At 74.7% G+C, this 15,036-nt stretch carries 16 protein-coding genes; 10 read left to right on the top strand and 6 right to left on the bottom strand.

Features of this window, described 5'->3' with window-relative positions:
* Window positions 1–144: 144 nt before the first annotated feature.
* Window positions 145–1,134, top strand: coding sequence for an endo-beta-N-acetylglucosaminidase H (locus ES689_RS12385; protein ID WP_146905054.1), 990 nt, complete (start codon window positions 145–147; stop codon window positions 1,132–1,134).
* 98 nt (window positions 1,135–1,232) lie between these two features.
* Here the strand turns inward: ES689_RS12385 and ES689_RS12380 are convergent, their stop codons facing one another.
* The 4 genes from ES689_RS12380 to ES689_RS12370 form a co-directional block, all read right to left on the bottom strand.
* The gene (locus tag ES689_RS12380; RefSeq protein ID WP_146905051.1) at window positions 1,233–2,690 is read right to left on the bottom strand and encodes a PepSY domain-containing protein; all 1,458 of its coding nucleotides are present in this window, start codon (window positions 2,688–2,690) and stop codon (window positions 1,233–1,235) included.
* Entirely contained in the window at window positions 2,687–3,250 is a 564-nt protein-coding gene (locus ES689_RS12375) for a DUF1775 domain-containing protein (RefSeq protein WP_255515955.1), read from the bottom strand. Before ES689_RS12375 ends, ES689_RS12380 begins: the two co-directional genes overlap by 4 nt.
* Entirely contained in the window at window positions 3,247–3,513 is a 267-nt protein-coding gene (locus ES689_RS16010) for a DUF1775 domain-containing protein (protein ID WP_255515954.1), read from the bottom strand. Before ES689_RS16010 ends, ES689_RS12375 begins: the two co-directional genes overlap by 4 nt.
* A 124-nt stretch (window positions 3,514–3,637) precedes the next feature.
* Window positions 3,638–4,258, bottom strand: a complete 621-nt coding sequence (locus ES689_RS12370) for a hypothetical protein (RefSeq protein ID WP_146905049.1) — start codon at window positions 4,256–4,258, stop codon at window positions 3,638–3,640.
* Window positions 4,259–4,347: 89 nt separating this feature from the next.
* Between ES689_RS12370 and ES689_RS12365 the strand changes: the two genes are divergently transcribed.
* The 5 genes from ES689_RS12365 to ES689_RS12345 all read left to right on the top strand — a co-directional run bounded on the left by ES689_RS12365 (window position 4,348) and on the right by ES689_RS12345 (window position 8,866).
* Window positions 4,348–5,085, top strand: coding sequence for an SDR family NAD(P)-dependent oxidoreductase (locus ES689_RS12365; protein WP_146905046.1), 738 nt, complete (start codon window positions 4,348–4,350; stop codon window positions 5,083–5,085).
* A gap of 161 nt (window positions 5,086–5,246) precedes the next feature.
* A complete protein-coding gene (locus ES689_RS12360) occupies window positions 5,247–6,065 on the top strand; it encodes an SDR family oxidoreductase (protein ID WP_146905043.1) in 819 nt (272 codons plus the stop codon).
* Between the two features lie 222 nt (window positions 6,066–6,287).
* Window positions 6,288–6,983 carry a YqjF family protein gene (locus ES689_RS12355; protein WP_146905040.1) on the top strand — a complete coding sequence of 232 codons (696 nt, stop codon included), beginning with the start codon at window positions 6,288–6,290 and terminating at the stop codon, window positions 6,981–6,983.
* A gap of 222 nt (window positions 6,984–7,205) precedes the next feature.
* Window positions 7,206–8,249 carry an SDR family NAD(P)-dependent oxidoreductase gene (locus tag ES689_RS12350; protein WP_146905038.1) on the top strand — a complete coding sequence of 348 codons (1,044 nt, stop codon included), beginning with the start codon at window positions 7,206–7,208 and terminating at the stop codon, window positions 8,247–8,249.
* 23 nt (window positions 8,250–8,272) lie between these two features.
* A complete protein-coding gene (locus ES689_RS12345) occupies window positions 8,273–8,866 on the top strand; it encodes a TetR/AcrR family transcriptional regulator (protein WP_146905035.1) in 594 nt (197 codons plus the stop codon).
* 34 nt (window positions 8,867–8,900) lie between these two features.
* Here ES689_RS12345 and ES689_RS12340 read toward each other — a convergent pair whose 3' ends face one another.
* Both ES689_RS12340 and ES689_RS12335 read right to left on the bottom strand, forming a co-directional pair.
* On the bottom strand, window positions 8,901–9,185 hold the full coding sequence (locus ES689_RS12340) for a hypothetical protein (protein WP_146905032.1): 285 nt from the start codon (window positions 9,183–9,185) through the stop codon (window positions 8,901–8,903).
* A gap of 85 nt (window positions 9,186–9,270) precedes the next feature.
* Window positions 9,271–11,460: an alpha-galactosidase gene (locus ES689_RS12335; RefSeq protein ID WP_146905029.1), complete on the bottom strand. Its 2,190-nt coding sequence runs from the start codon at window positions 11,458–11,460 to the stop codon at window positions 9,271–9,273.
* A 126-nt stretch (window positions 11,461–11,586) separates the two neighbouring features.
* Here ES689_RS12335 and ES689_RS12330 point away from each other — a divergent pair, with 126 nt between their 5' ends.
* The 4 genes from ES689_RS12330 to ES689_RS12315 all read left to right on the top strand — a co-directional run bounded on the left by ES689_RS12330 (window position 11,587) and on the right by ES689_RS12315 (window position 15,020).
* Window positions 11,587–12,768 (top strand): ROK family transcriptional regulator, encoded by a 1,182-nt coding sequence (locus tag ES689_RS12330; protein ID WP_191330419.1) that lies wholly within the window; start codon window positions 11,587–11,589, stop codon window positions 12,766–12,768.
* A 160-nt stretch (window positions 12,769–12,928) separates the two neighbouring features.
* A complete protein-coding gene (locus tag ES689_RS12325; RefSeq protein ID WP_223269587.1) occupies window positions 12,929–13,507 on the top strand; it encodes a helix-turn-helix transcriptional regulator in 579 nt (192 codons plus the stop codon).
* Window positions 13,504–14,658: a serine hydrolase gene (locus tag ES689_RS12320; RefSeq protein ID WP_191330417.1), complete on the top strand. Its 1,155-nt coding sequence runs from the start codon at window positions 13,504–13,506 to the stop codon at window positions 14,656–14,658. Before ES689_RS12325 ends, ES689_RS12320 begins: the two co-directional genes overlap by 4 nt.
* On the top strand, window positions 14,655–15,020 hold the full coding sequence (locus ES689_RS12315; protein WP_146905022.1) for a hypothetical protein: 366 nt from the start codon (window positions 14,655–14,657) through the stop codon (window positions 15,018–15,020). Before ES689_RS12320 ends, ES689_RS12315 begins: the two co-directional genes overlap by 4 nt.
* The last annotated feature ends 16 nt before the right edge of the window (window positions 15,021–15,036 follow it).

Here is a 15,036-nt window from a genome sequence, read left to right as displayed (position 1 = left end):
AGCGCCTCCGCCGCCGGCTCGGGCCCGCTCCGCTCCGGCTCCGGCTCCGGCTCCGGAGCGATCGTTGACTAAAGCGTTTAAGTCGTGGATGGTCGAGGCAGCGGCCGACATCCGCGACCGCTGCACCGCTCGACGAGGAGTGACATGCACGAGAACGAGAACGAGAAGCAGCACGACGCCGCCGTGAGCAGCCGCCGACCCAGTCGGGCGAGGGCCGCCAGACGGCTGCTCGCCGCCGTCGCGGTCGCGGTGGTCGCCGTCCCCGCAGCAGTCGCCGGCACGGCGTCCGCGTCGGCCTCGGCATCGGCGGAGGGAGGCGCCGGGAGTGCGGTCTCCGCCGCGGGCGCCGGGCCGACCAGCATCGCCTACGTCGAGGTCAACGACGAGGACCTGAGCAACGTCGGCCGCTACACGCTGGAGGACGGCTCGAACGCCTTCGACGTCGCGATCATCTTCGCGGCGAACATCGACCACGACGGGTCGAAGGCGGTCTTGTCGCTGAACGACCGGGTGCAGGCCACCCTCGACGACGCCGCGAACCAGATCAGGCCGCTCCAGGCGAAGGGCATCGACGTCTCGCTGTCCGTGCTCGGCAACCACCAGGGCGCGGGCATCGCGAACTTCACCTCGCCGGAGGCGGCGGCCGACTTCGCCGCGCAGGTCGCCGACGTCGTCGAGCGGTACGGCCTCGACGGGGTCGACCTCGACGACGAGTACTCCGACTACGGGGTCGGCGGCACCCCGCAGCCGAACGACCGGTCCGCCGGCTGGCTGATCTCGGCCCTCCGCGCCGAGCTGCCGGACGCCGTGCTGTCGTTCTACGACATCGGCCCGGCCTCGGCGAGCCTCGCCGCCACCGACCCGGCCGTGAACGCGCAGCTCGACTACGCGTGGAACCCCTACTACGGCAGCTGGCGGGTGCCGGCGATCCCCGGACTCGGCAAGCAGCAGCTGTCGCCCGCGGCGGTCGACATCCAGGCGACGTCGGCGACCACGGCGGCGGCTCTGGCCCAGCGCACGATCGACGAGGGCTACGGCGTGTTCCTCACGTACAGCCTGCCCGGTGGCGACCGCAGCGAGTTCGTCTCGAGCTTCACGCAGCCGCTCTACGGGCAGGACGCCCTCTACCGCTGAGCCGGGGGCCCCTGAGGCCCGCGGGGCCCGCTCGAGGCGGGTCCCGCGGGTCCCGCGGGCCCCGTGAGCCGCCGAGACGGAGCTGCCGGGACGTGCCGCTACGCGCGCGTGCGGGCCGCCGTCACGAGGGCGTCGACCACGACGAACAGCACGAGCCCGAGCCCGACCATCGGCAGGAACAGGCCCACCACGAGGCCCACGGCGACGACCGCGACGAGGCCCTGCCACGGGGCGCGGACGAGCGCGCCTGCGGGGGCGGGGCGTCCGGTGCGGAACCGGCCCGCACCTCCTGCGCCGCCGCGTCGCCACCACATCAGGTAGCCGAACACGACCATCGCGGCGACCCCGAGTGCCGTCACGACGAGGAGGAGCTGGTTCGGCAGGCCGAACATGGTGCCCATGTGCGTGTCGACGCCCCAGCGGGCCAGCTTCGCCATCAGCGGGTGGTCGGCGAAGTCGGTCCGGTCGACGACGGCGAGCGTCGTGCCGTCGACCGCCGTGGAGTCGACCTGGGTCGGCCAGCTCCTCTTGATCTCGGTGACGGTCCAGGCGCTGTCGGCGTCGGCGGGCGGCTTGATCTCGACGAGGCCGGTGTCGACGTTCACCGTCTGCGCGACGGCGAGCACGTCGTCGAACAGGGCAGGGTCGACGTCCACGACCCCGGGTGCGGCGGCTCCGTGGTGCCCGGCGTGCGGGTCGGCTGCGACGTCCTCGGGGTCGGGTGCCGCGCCTCCTGTGCCTGTGCTCGTGCCTGCGCCCGCTGCGTCGCTGCTCTCGGCCGGCAGCGCGGTGTCGAGCGTCGGAGCGGTCCAGCTGAGCGCGGCCCGCAGCGCGGTGACGTCGTCGCCGGCGTGCTGCGACCAGGTGATGCCCGTCGCCGAGAGGAACAGCGCCCCGAGGGTCAGCACGACGCCGACCGAGGCGTGCCACGAGAACAGCCGCCGCAGTCCCGTCGCACGGAGGTCGGGTCGCACGAGGTCGCGTCGTGCACGTGCCCTCGCCTGTCCTGGTCCTCGTGCCCGGCGGCGGCGGGCGATCCACAGGCCGAGGCCCGCGAGCACGACGACGCCGAGCCAGCTGGCGGCGAGCTCGCTGTAGAGGCGGCCGACGTCGCCGAGCCCGAGGCTGCGGTGCAGGTCGGAGATCGTCGTGCGCAGGGGCAGCGAGCCGCTCGTGCCGTAGACGGGCAGGTCGCCGCGGATCTCGGCCGTCGCCGGGTCGACGAAGACCGCCCGGGTCTGGCTCTCGATCAGGTCGTCGCCCGTGAACTGCACGCGCGTCGTGTCGCCGGGCTCGGGTGCGGGGCGCACGGCGACGAGCTCGCCGCCGTCTCCGACGACCTGCTCGGCCGCCTCGACCTGGACGGCGAGCGGCAGCGCGGGGCCGGTGCCGGGAGCGGTGAGCTCGTCGGCGTAGACGGCCTTCTCGAGCGTCGGCGCGATCGCGTACGCGGCCCCCGTCAGGGCCGCGACGAGGATGAACGGCCCCACCACGATCGCCGCCCAGAAGTGCAGTCGCAGCAGGAGGGGGCCGAGCCAGGTGCCGATCCCGCTCATCGGCCGGCCTCCGCGGCACGGCGGCGCAGGGTCGTCGTGAGCAGCACGAGCCCGACGACTCCGACGACGAGGGCTCCGAGGGCGAGGGCCCTGGCCGTCTCGTCGACGGGGGCGACGGCCGACGAGGCGGCTGCCGCCTCCTGCGTGCCGGTCGCAGCGGCGCCGTCGGTGCTGCTGCTGCTGCCGCCCGCGTCGCCGCCGCTCGCCTCGGTGAGGGTCAGGGCCGGCGCCGGGGACGCGGGCTCGGCGTCGGAGCCCGCCTCCGCGAGCTCGACCCAGTCGTACGAGCCGACCTCGCAGGTCTGCACGGTGGGGAACGCGACGAGGTCGCCGGCCTCACCCCCGACCGGGAGCAGGGCCGAGACGGCGACCGTGTCGCGGAGGCCGTCGGGCAGGGCGGAGCCGGGCTCGGCGGTCCAGGTGACCGTGGTGCCGGTGCCGGTGCCGGTGTCGGTGTCGGTGCCCGTCGCCTCGGCCTCCGCGGTCTCGGCCGCGGTGCCCTCAGCGGAGGCGGCGGGCGACTCGGTGATCGACCAGCCGGGCTTGACGGTCGGCGTCACGGCCTGGACCTCGGGGGGGGGAACGTGACGGCGAGGGAGGTGGTGGGGGATCCCTCGCAGCCGTGGCCGACCGCGAGGGTCAGCACGCTCAGCGCCGCGGGAGCGGTCGACGACGCCTCGAGCTCGACATGGGCCTGGGCGGCGACGGGCGCGGCGAGGGCGAGCGCGAGCCCGGCGGCGGACGCGACGGCGGCGCCGACGACGCGCGGACGAGCGGACGAGGAGGTGCGGGCAGCGGAGGTGGTGCGGGCGCGTGGGCGCATGAGGGTGTCCTTCGGGCAGGCGGGGCGGACCCCGCGGCGACAGGGGAGGTCGTGCCGTGCCGGACCGGTGAGAGCGGTCGGGCACGGTCGACGCCGCGCCCGCCGTCAGGAGGCGTGCGCGGCTCTAGGTCGTCGCCGGCGCGGGCGGCCCGCGGAGGGCGCGCGTGGTCGCGAGCAACAGCGTGAGGAGCGGTCGCGGGGCACGCTCGACGCGGACGACGCCGCGCGGCCGGTGCGGCACGGCGAGCGCGACGACGCGGGCGACGAGCCGCACGAGCACGAGCCCCAGCGCGCGGACGAGCTGTCGCACGGCCGAGGTCCCCGCGCGGAGCGACGCGATCGTCACGAGACCGGCCACGACGTGCGCGCCGACCATGCTGCCGTCGTGTGCTCCTGCGGCGAGCTCGGGCAGCACGGCCGTCGCCCCGGGGAGGTGGTGGCCGGCGTGCGCGCCGCCCGCGCCTCCTGCGGGCTGGTCGTCGGTCATCGGGGCCATGCCGCCCGCGAGGGTGAAGACGGCGTGCAGCAGGCCCTGCGTCGCGGCGACGGCGACGACCAGCCGGGGGAGCGTCACCCGGCGGCCGCCGAGCGCGAAGCAGACGAGCACGCTCACGACGACGGCGGTGCCGAGCAGCAGCGCGGGCGGGAACGTGCCGCCGCCGAGGGCGTGCGCGACGGCCGTGACGAGGGTGCTGACGCCCGCGGACAGCGCGGCGCGCAGCATGCGCTGCCGGCGTGCGTCCACGGGGGCCTCCTGGGGGTCGAGTCCACGGTAGCCGAGCGCGGGCAGGTGTCCGGGCCGGGGTGTCGGGGGCAGGGTGCAGGATGGGCCGCATGGCACACCTCCTCGTCACCGGTTCCTCCGACGGCCTCGGGCACGGCTCGGCCGCGGCCCTCCTCGAGCAGGGGCACGACGTCGTCGTGCACGTGCGCGGCGAGCAGCGGAAAGAGGCGGTGGCCGGCCTCCTCGACCGCGGCGCGCGCCTCCTGGTCGCCGACTTCGGGGTGCGCGACGACGTGCTGCGCGCCGTCGCCGACCTGAACGACGGGCCGGCCCTCGACGGCGTCGTGCACAACGCCGGCGTCTACTCGGGCGCGCCGCTGATCCCGGTCAACGTGGTCGCGCCCTACCTGCTCACCGCGCTGCTCGAGCACCCGACGCGGCACGTCTACCTCAGCAGCGGCATGCACCGCAGCGGCACCGCCTCCCTCGACGGGATCGACTGGAGCGGCGACCGCGCGACGGGCAGCTACTCGGACAGCAAGCTCTTCGTCACCGCCCTGTCGGCCGCGGTCGCGCGTCGGTCGCCCGGCCTGTTCACCGCCTCCGTCGACCCCGGCTGGGTCGCGACGAAGATGGGCGGCCCCTCGGCCCCCGACGACTTCGAGCTGGGGCACCGCACGCAAGACCGGCTCGTGGTCGGCGAAGGCGCCGATGCCGACGTCAGCGGCGCGTACTGGCACCACGATCGTCAGCAGCAGCCCGAGGCGTCGGCGCTCGACGAGTCCTTCCAGGACGAACTGCTCGCGGCGCTCGTCGAGGCCACGGGGGTCGAGCTGCCGCAGCGCTGACGCGGCGGCTGCCTCTGCCTGGGCGCCGACGCTGTAGGGCGACAGGTGATGTCAATGCCGACAGGTGTAGCATATGAGCCGATCTCGTGCGAGGGCACGCGATCAGGACTCGCCGCACCGCTGAGCTCCGAGCCCTTCATCGTCGAAGTCAGGAGACCACCATGACCACCACGCCCGCACCTGCCCCCACGCCCGCCGCCGACCGCTTCGCCGACAAGGTCGTCCTCATCACCGGCGGCGGCTCCGGCCTCGGTCGCGCCGCCGCCGTCCGCCTCGCCGCCGAGGGCGCGTCGCTGGCCCTGGTCGACGTCAGCGAGAAGGGCCTCGCCGACAGCGTCGAGGCCATCCGCTCGTCGTCGCCCGACGCCGAGGTGCTGACCGTGGTCGCCGACGTCTCGAAGGAGGCGGAGGTCGACTCCTACGTCGCGGCCACCGTCGAGCGTTTCTCGCGCATCGACGGCTTCTTCAACAACGCAGGCATCGAGGGCCGTCAGAACCTCACCGAGGACTTCACGGCCGACGAGTTCGACAAGGTCGTCGCGATCAACCTGCGCGGCGTGTTCCTCGGGCTCGAGAAGGTGCTCGCGGTGATGCGGCGCCAGGGATCCGGCATGGTCGTCAACACGGCCAGCGTCGGCGGCATCCGCGGCGTCGGCAACCAGTCCGGCTACGCGGCGGCCAAGCACGGCGTCGTCGGCCTGACCCGCAACTCGGCCGTCGAGTACGGCCGGTTCGGCATCCGCATCAACGCGATCGCGCCCGGCGCCATCTGGACGCCGATGGTCGAGGCCTCCATGAAGCAGATCAGCGCCGACGACCCGCGTGGCGCGGCCGAGGAGTTCATCCAGGGCAACCCCACCAAGCGCTACGGCGAGGCGACCGAGATCGCGTCGGTCGTCGCGTTCCTCCTCTCGGACGACTCCTCCTACGTGAACGCGGCCGTCGTGCCGATCGACGGCGGGCAGTCCGCGGCCTACTGACGCCACGCGCGCGTCCGCTCCGCCGCGCTGTCGCCGCGCGGCTCTGCCCGGCGGCGCGTCTCTCGCCAGCCGCCCGTTCCTCACGTGATCTCGTCGAGGGCGGGTCAGCGCGCTCGAGGGCGGGTCGTCCGTGACCCGCCCTCGACGCAAGTGACCCGCCCTCGGCCGCGCCGGCGTACGGCAGGGCGCCCGGCGCGGCACGGCACGGCGTAGAACGGACGCGTGTCCGCCGCCCCGCCGCTCCCGCACCGACCCGTCACGCAGCACGACTGGCGCGAGGTGGTGGGCCTGCACTGGCGGGTCGAGCCCGACCGCGTCGCCCCGCTCGTGCCGCCCGGCACCCGCCCCGACGAGCACGACGGTGCCGCCTGGGCCAGCCTCGTCGCCTACCGCTTCGTCGACAGCACGGTGCCGCCGCTGCCGAGGCTCGGCCGGCTCGGCACGATGACCGAGATCGCCGTGCAGCTCGCGACGGTCGACGATCTCGGCCGGCAGGGCGTCGCCTACCGCTCGATCGACACGCAGCACCTCCCGGCCGTGCTCGCGGCGCGCACGATCGGACTGCCCTACGTCTGGGCCAGGGCCGGCTCCCGGGTGCGGGCGGACGACGTCGCGCACCGCACTGAGCGGCACCGAGGAGGCGCGGGCAGCCTCGTCCGTGTCGCCCCGATCGACGAGGCGGTCGCGCCGACGCCCGCCCTCGAGTTCCTGACGGAGCGCTGGGGCGTGCACGCCGCCTCCTCCGGCCGGGCCCGTTGGTGGCGGAGGGCGCACGAGCCGTGGCCGCTCCGCACCGCGACGGCGACGCGCCTCGACGACGAGCTGCTCGCGGCGGCCGGCCTGCCCGGCCTCGTCGACCGTGAACCCGACCTCACGACGTGGTCGCCCGGCGTCGTCGTGCAGTACTCGCGCGGCTGACTCCCGCCTCCTCATTCAGGAAGATCGGTCCTGAGTCGTGCGGCGGGGGGAGGCTGAGTCCTGAACCGTGCACGGATCAGGACTCCTGGGTGCCAGGTTCCTGAATTCTGCGAGCTCGACTGACGCGACTGACGCGGCTGACGCGGCTGACGCTCAGCCTGCACCCCTACCCTCACCAAAACGAGACAAGCAGTCTCGTTGAACGCGAGGGAGCGAGACACCATGACCACGAACGACCGCCCGCTGACCGGCTCCACCTCCATCGGCGACTGGCTCGACCACCCCGAGGGCGGCGCGCTCGTCCGCGAGGTCCTCGGGCAGGGAGTCGCGTTCGACGAGTCGACGCTCGCACCCGTGCGCAGCCTGCCGCTGCAGCAGCTCGTCGCGCTGAGCCAGGGACAGCTGCCGCAGGCCGTCGTCGACGACCTGGTGCTGCGCGCGAACGGCGGCGTGCTCCCTGAGGAGGCGGTGGACGGCGCCGACGACGGCTCCGGCCCCTGGCGCGAGAAGACCACCCCCGGCCGCTTCACCGGCAAGACCGTCGTGGTGACCGGGGCGGCCTCCGGGATCGGCCGAGCCACCGCCTCCCGCGTGGCCCGCGAGGGCGGCCGCGTCGTCGCCGTCGACCTGTTCGCCGACAAGCTCGAGGCGCTCGCCGCCGCCCTGCCGGACCTGCCCGTCGCCCTGGTGACCGTCGCCGGCGACATCACGGCGCAGGACGACGTCGACCGCATCGTCGCCGCCGCCGACGGGCGCGTCGACGCCCTCGCCAACATCGCGGGCATCAACGACGACTTCTCGCCGCTGCACGAGACCACCGACGCCATGTGGGACAAGGTCATCGCCGTCAACCTCACCGGCGCCTTCAAGCTCTCGCGGGCAGTGCTGCCGCTCATGCAGGAGGCGCGGCGCGGCTCGATCGTCAACGTCGCCTCCGAGGCCGGGCTGCGCGGCAACGCCTCGGGCAACGCCTACACGGTGTCCAAGCACGGCGTGGTCGGCCTGACGAAGTCGGCCGCGTTCATGTACGCCGGCCAGGGCATCCGGGTCAACGCGGTGGCGCCCGGCGGGGTCGCGACGGGGATCCCCTTCCCGGCGACCGTGTCCGAGGTCGGGTCGGCGCGGCTGCGGCCGTTCCAGGCGGCGATCCCGAGCATCGCGACCGCCGAGGAGCTGGCCGCGTCGATCACGTTCCTGCTGAGCGACGACGCGGTCAACATCAACGGTGCGATCCTCGCCAGCGACGGCGGCTGGTCGGTGCAGTAGCGGCGATCGACCAAGCTGGTGCCATGACCACGACACGACCCGGTCGCGCCCGCAGCGAACAGGCGCGTCTCGCGATCCTGCTCGCAGCGCGCGACGAGCTCGCCGAGCGCGGCTACGACAAGCTGTCGCTCGACCGGGTCGCGACCGCGGCGGGCGTCGGCAAGCAGACGATCTACCGCTGGTGGTCGTCGAAGGCCGCGCTGGTGGCCGAGGGCGTGCTCGAGGGGCACCTGATGCCCGGCCTCGCGGTGCCGAGCCCGGACACCGACAGCGACGACGTCTGGGCCGACGTCGCCGAGTGGCTTCGTGACTTCGGGCAGGCGCTCGCGACGCCGTCGACCGCGGCCCTGCTGCGGGCGACGTCGGCGGCGACCGCCGAGGACGACGACGTGGCTGCTCGGTACGACGAGCAGCTCACGACCGTGACGAGGGTCGCCCTGGAGGCGCGGTTCGACCGGGCGGCGAAGGCCGGCCAGGTGCGCGCCGGTGCCCCGGTCGCGACGGCGGTCGAGGCGCTGGTGGGCCTGTTGAGCTACCACATCGTGACGCGCAGGGACCTGACGGAGGAGTCGGTCGACGGGGCCGTCCGACTCCTCCGGGACGGCGTCGGCGCCTGAGGGCAGCGACTGCGGACCGGCGCGTGACGACGGGCTAGCGCTTGGGCGGGCCCGGCTTCGGGTGCCCGGGGATCGAGTCGCCCGAGAGGTTGAGGTCAGCAGGATCCACGTCGACCGTGCCGACGTCGTCGGGCCCGCCCGAGCCGGGCAGGGTCTTGACGGCGTCCTGGTCGATGTCGTCGTCGACCGCGGGGGAGTCGGCGACGGGCGTCGACTGCATCTCCTCGACGGTCTCCTCGCTGGTCGCTGTCGAGGTGGTGGGGTCGTCGGTCTCGTGCTTCGCCTCGGAGGGGCGAGTGGTGTGATCGTCGTTGGTCATGGGCGCGAGCGTACGCCGCGCCCCGAGGACCGACACCCAGGTCGCAGGAGGCGGCGAGCCCGTCCCGAGGGCCGACCCGCGCCTCCTACAGGGCGGTCGCTCGCAGCAGCAGCAGCTGCTCAGGGTGCAGCGCCGGCAGCTGCAGCCCCTGCTCGGCGAGCACGCCGCCCGGCAGCACGACGCTCCCGTCGACGATCCACGGCGGCGGCGAGTCGGAACGGGTCCGGGGCCGGTCGCCGGGCTCCTGCACCTCGACCCGATACCGCCGGGAAGGGTCGAGCCCGGGCAGCGGCACGGACCCCGTCGCCGACGTGAGCGGCGTCGTCAGCTGGACGAACGCGAAGAGAGCCTCCGACCCGTCCTGCGACACGACGCCGTGCAGCAGCGACGACTCGTCGACGTGGTCGGCGCGCACGACGCGACCGGTGTGCACGAGCGGACGCACCTCCTTGTAGAGGTCGACCCAGCGGGCGAGCTCGGCGCGGTCGTCGGCCGAGGCGCGGGAGACGTCCCACTCGATGCCGAAGTGGCTGAAGAGCGCGGTGCCGGCGCGGAACGCGAGGGTGTGCGTGCGGCCCGTCGAGTGGGAGTGCGGCGAGCCGACGTGCGAGCCGACGATCTCGCCGGGCAGCAGCTGCGAGGTCCAGCGCTGGATCTGCTGGCGCTCGAGCGGGTCGATGTTGTCGCTGGCCCACACCCGGTCGGTGCGCTCGAGCACGCCGAGGTCGGCACGGGCGCCGCCCGACGAGCACGACTCGATCTCGACGTCCGGGAACCGCCCGCGCAGCTCGTCGAGCAGGCGGTAGAGCGCGAGGGTCTGCTCGTGCACGCCCGGTGTGCCGGTGGGGGAGTGGCCGGCCTCGAGCAGGTCGCGGTTGTGGTCCCACTTGACGTACGCGACGTCGTGCGAGCCGAGCAGGTCGGTGAGCCGCTCGAGCAGGTACGCGTACGCCTCGGGGTGCCCGAGGTCGAGCACCTGCTGGCTGCGCCCGGTCATGGGGAGGCGGCCGGCCGGCGCGAGCATCCACTCGGGGTGCGTGCGGGCCAGGTCGCTGTCGGGGTTCACCATCTCGGGCTCGACCCAGATGCCGAAGTCGAGGCCGAGCTCGCGGACCGCGCTGATCAGCGGCTCGAGGCCGTCGGGCCAGACCGTCTCGTCGACGAACCAGTCGCCGAGGCCGGCCGTGTCGTCGCGCCGCCCGCGGAACCAGCCGTCGTCGAGCACGAAGCGCTCGGCGCCGACCTCGGTGGCCGCTCGGGCGAGCTCGACGAGCCGGTCGAGGTCGTGGTCGAAGTAGACGGCCTCCCACGTGTTGAGGACGACGGGCCGCGGCGACGACGGGTGGCCGGGGCGCGACCGCAGGTGCTCGTGGAACCGGGCTGCGGCCTCGTCGAGGCCTCGGCCCCAGGACGCGTAGACCCACGGCCCCTGGTAGGTCTCGCCGGCCTGGAGCCGCACCTCGCCGGGCAGCAGCAGCTCGCCGCCGCCGATCACGCTCGTGCCGCTCGCCATGCGCTCGGCGTACTCGCGGTGGTCGCCGCTCCACGCGACGTGCAGCGTCCACACCTCGCCCGTCGAGAAGCCGAAGCCGGGCGTGCCGGCGGCCAGCACCAGGGAGGCGTCGGCCCCGGTGCGTCCGCGCCGCGAGTCGCGCAGGTGCGCGCCCACCACGAACGGCAGCCGCTGCGGGGCGCGCTCGCGGCCCCACCGGCCGGCCAGGTCGAGCACCTCCTGGGCTCGGCGGGGCACGGGGAGCGCCAGCTGCAGCGAGTCGACGACGAACTCGTCGCCGGACGTGCGGGTGACCGCGGCACGGCTGCGCAGCAGCCCGGACCCGAGCAGCTCGACGACGACGTCGACCGCGAGGCCGGACCGCTCGTCGACGCCGTGCACGGTGAGCACGCGCCCCTCGAGCGTCGTCGCCTCGGCCCGGAACAGGGGCGTCCAGGAGGTGCCCGCACTGTGCCCCTCGAGCCCCGGCTGGCCTCGCCAGCCCCCCGAGGCGAGCGGCAGCAGCTCGACGATCTCGGGCTCGTCGAGCTCGTTCGGCACGACGCCGGCGAGGCCGCCGCGGACGACGGCGTCGAGCTCGTCGGCCGACTGGTCTCCGAGGGCCGCGCCCCACCAGGCGACGACGGGCAGGCGACCCGCGGTGAGGTCGAGCACCACGCTCACGCCGCCGGAGGTCAGGTGGACGATCGCGGGGACCGCAGGTGCGGGCGCGGTCCCGGGTGCGGAAGTGCGGTCGGGCGTGGCGTCGGACGGCGTCGTCATCGTGCTCCTCTGGCAGGGTCGCGGGCTGCCGAGGGGGTCGACCTCGACGCTTATTTGTAGTGCGCAACGATGTGCCGGGTCAAGGAGTCGGTCGTCACTACACTGCTGATCGTCGGAGGAGGCGCCGTGGACGACCAGACCGTGACGGCTGCTGCCGTGAGGCCCCCGTCCCTGCTGCCGTCGCGGGGCACAGGGCACCAGGTGGTCGTCGAGCTGCTGCTGCACGGCCCGCTGACCCGTGGCGAGCTGGGCCTCGCCCTCGGCCTCACGCCGGGCTCGGTCACGCGCGCGGTCCGGCCCCTGCTCGACGCCGGGGTGGCCGCCGAGCTCGACGTGGTGCTCGGGCCCGGGCTCGGGCGACCTGTCACGCCGATCGAGCTCGTGCTCGACCGCGACGTCGTCGTCGGAGTCAAGATCACCGCGGCTCGTGTCTGGGGCGTCGTCGCGGGCCTGCGGGCCGAGGTGCTGCACGAGGCGTCCGTCGAGCTCCCGTCGACGGATCCGGTCGTCGTCGCCGACGCCGTGGCCGACATCGTGCGTCAGCTCCTGTCCCAGTGCCCCGACACGGCCGTCCACGGCGTCGGGGTGAGCGTCGGCGGCCAGGTGGACGGTGCCGGCCGGGTCCGGACGGCGCCCCTGCTCGGCTGGGTCGACGTCGACCTCGGCGGAGCCCTGCGTCAGCGACTCGCCCTGCCCGTCGTCGTGGACAACGACGTCGTGTCGCTCGTCCGTGCCGAGCGCTGGCTCGGGGCCGCCCGCGACCTCGACCGGTTCGCGCTGGTCACGATCGGGGCCGGCCTCGGCTACGCGCTCGTCGTCGACCGCGTGATCCTCGAGCTGCCGTCGAGCGCGCGCAGCCCGATCGCCCACGTGCCGCTCGGCATCGGCGACGGCGTCTGTGACGAGGGCCACCGCGGGTGCGCCTCCTCGGTGCTGGCCACGGCGGCGGTGCTCGCCCGGGCCGCCGGGGCCCTCGGGCGGGGCGGCGACGTCTCGCTCGACGACCTGCTCGCGGCGCACGCGTCCGGGCACGCCGAGGCGACCGCCGTCGTCGAGGAGGCGGCGGAGGCGCTGGGCGCGCTGCTCGCGCTCGTCGCCGACCTCGCCTGGCCGCGCGCGATCGTCGTCACGGGCGACGGGATCGGGCTGGCCCTGGCGAGCCGCGACGTCGTCGACGCCGCGATGCGCGCTCGTCGCGCCGCGGACGCGGAGCCCGTCACGGTCGACCTGCAGGCGACCGGGTTCACGCGGTGGGCGCGGGGCGCGGCGGTCGCGGCGGTCGAGACGTTCGTCGTCGGGGCTCGCTGAGCGCTCGCCGCACCGGGCCACGGCGGGAACCTCCGCGAAAGCGACAAAGCTCCCCGAAGGATCACGCCGCTTTGCCGTTTTTACGTCGGTTCGGGGAACGCGGCCCGGCCCATCCTCCACATCGCCTGACTTTCTCCAGAATTATGACTACAGTGGAGTGATGACGCCCCCCGATCCTCTCCGCGCAGAGCTCGACGAGCTGCGCGAGACCCTGGCCGGAGCCCTGGCGCGCCTCGACGTGCTCGAGCGGCACGCTGCCGAGGGCGGCACCGCCGAGCCGGCGGGCGCCTCCTCGGCTCCGACTCCTGCTCCGGCTCCTGCCGGATCCTCGGCCGACGTGTTCTGGGCGCTCGACGGCGTCAAGCAGCGCCTCGACCCGCCCGGGGGCATCGTCTTCGCGGGCTCCGTCGCGGTGCCCGCGGGCCCCGTCGACTGGCAGATCACGCTGACGACCGACGGGCTGCTCGCCGCGGACTGGTCGCAGGCCGCCCCGTCGCTGGCGGCCCTCGGCAACGCGACCCGGCTGGGCCTGCTGCAGGCGGTCGTGGGAGGCGCGGACACCGTCGCGCAGATCTCGGCCGAGGGGGGCCTCGGCTCGACCGGGCAGCTGTACCACCACCTCGGACAGCTCGTGGCGACGGGGTGGCTCGTGGCCGCCGGGCGGGGGCGCTACGCCGTCCCGCCCGAGCGGGTCGTGCCGCTGCTCGTCGTGCTCGGCGCCGCGGGGAGGACCTCGTGAGCGCGGGCGGGCGCAGGAGCCGGGTCGGACGCGGCCGTCGCGTCGTCGTCGCCGTGGTCGCCGGCGTGGTGACGCTCGGCCTCGGCGCCGCCGCGATCCCGCGGACGCCGTCGCTCTCCGCCGAGGTGACCGGTGACGAGGCGCTGATCCAGCGGGTCCGTGACGAGCTGCCCGCGGGCGCCTTCGACCGGCTGGCCGTCGCGGTCGTGGACGGCGACGAGGTCACCCGGGCCGAGTTCGGCACGGCCACGGGGCCGGGCGCCGACGAGTTCGAGATCGGGTCGGTGACGAAGACGATGACCGCCTCCCTGTACGCCGTGGCCCTGCAGCGCGGCGAGGTGCAGCGCGAGAGCACGCTCGGCGAGCTCCTCGGGGTGACGGGCGACGCCTCCTCGGTCACCCTGGAGGAGCTGGCGACGCAGCACAGCGGCCTGCCACGGCTGCCCGCCGACCTGCCGTTCGTCGGGCGGGTGCTGCTCGCGAACCTCTCGGGCGCCGACCCGTACACGGACGACGTCGCCGACCTCGTCGGGCAGGCGTCGCGTGCCGAGGTCGACGACGAGAAGCCCTACGGCTACTCCAACTTCGGCATGGCGCTGCTCGGGCAGGCGCTCGCCGCGGCGGCGGAGACCCCGTGGGAACAGCTCGTCGCCGAGCGCGTCGCCGAGCCGCTCGGCCTGGCCGACACGTACGCTCCGGGCGACCCGGAGGGGCTCCGCACGGACGCCCCGACCGGGTTCACCGCCACCGGTCGACACGCCGACGCCTGGACGATGCGCGCCTTCGGGCCCGCCGGCAGCGTCCGCTCGACCCTCGACGACATGGTCGCCTACACCGCGGCGCAGCGCGACGACCGGGCTCCGGGCGTCATCGCGACGGAGCCGCTCGTCGAGGCGGGCGACGGCGGCGGCGAGATCGGCTGGGCGTGGCTGACGACGCCGCGCGACGGCGACGACGACGGCGACGGCGGTGGGGACGGGAACGGGGGTTCGGCGTCCGGGGGCACCTCGACCTGGCACAACGGGATGACGGGCGGCTACGCGAGCTTCGTCGGCTTCGACCGTGACTCCGACCGTGCGGTGGTCGTGCTGAGCAGCTCGGCCGTCAGCCTCGACGACCTCGCCTTCGCCCTGCTGGAGGAGGAGAAGTGACCTGGATCTCGGCCGTCGTCGTCGGCGTGCTCGCCCTGTTCGTGCCGGGCACCTTCGCGTTCTCGGTCTGGACCGACAAGGAGGCGCGGCGCACCCGCAGCCGCGTCGACCTGCTGATCGCCGCGCTGAACTCGGTGGTGGTCCTGGTGGTGCTGCACCAGCTGCTGCCCTGGAGCTCGGTCCCCGTGGCGCTCTGGCTGCTGCCGGTGCTGCTCGTCGCGGCCGGCGTGGTGGGCGCCGTGCTGTGCTGGCCGGGCCTGCCGTGGCTGCGGCCCGACCGGTCGCGTCGGCGGATCGTGGCGGACGTCGTGCTGGAGGTCGTCGTCGCGGCTGCGGTCGTGGTGGTGCTGGTCGTCCTCTGAGGTGGGCCCGCGGCCG

It is taken from the genome of Frigoribacterium sp. ACAM 257, assembly GCF_007954365.1.
Classification (GTDB): domain Bacteria; phylum Actinomycetota; class Actinomycetes; order Actinomycetales; family Microbacteriaceae; genus Frigoribacterium.
The sequence above is the reverse complement of the archived record's forward strand: the minus strand, read 5'-3'. Positions and strand labels throughout refer to the sequence as shown.

Coding starts and splice junctions, on each gene's coding strand:
- ES689_RS16010 (WP_255515954.1), bottom strand. CDS start 3,513: ATGCGCCCACGCGCCCGCACCACCTCCGCTGCCCGCACCTCCTCGTCC.
- ES689_RS12345 (WP_146905035.1), top strand. CDS start 8,273: ATGACCACGACACGACCCGGTCGCGCCCGCAGCGAACAGGCGCGTCTC.
- ES689_RS12340 (WP_146905032.1), bottom strand. CDS start 9,185: ATGACCAACGACGATCACACCACTCGCCCCTCCGAGGCGAAGCACGAG.
- ES689_RS12380 (WP_146905051.1), bottom strand. CDS start 2,690: ATGAGCGGGATCGGCACCTGGCTCGGCCCCCTCCTGCTGCGACTGCAC.
- ES689_RS12350 (WP_146905038.1), top strand. CDS start 7,206: ATGACCACGAACGACCGCCCGCTGACCGGCTCCACCTCCATCGGCGAC.
- ES689_RS12325 (WP_223269587.1), top strand. CDS start 12,929: ATGACGCCCCCCGATCCTCTCCGCGCAGAGCTCGACGAGCTGCGCGAG.
- ES689_RS12365 (WP_146905046.1), top strand. CDS start 4,348: ATGGCACACCTCCTCGTCACCGGTTCCTCCGACGGCCTCGGGCACGGC.
- ES689_RS12385 (WP_146905054.1), top strand. CDS start 145: ATGCACGAGAACGAGAACGAGAAGCAGCACGACGCCGCCGTGAGCAGC.
- ES689_RS12360 (WP_146905043.1), top strand. CDS start 5,247: ATGACCACCACGCCCGCACCTGCCCCCACGCCCGCCGCCGACCGCTTC.
- ES689_RS12335 (WP_146905029.1), bottom strand. CDS start 11,460: ATGACGACGCCGTCCGACGCCACGCCCGACCGCACTTCCGCACCCGGG.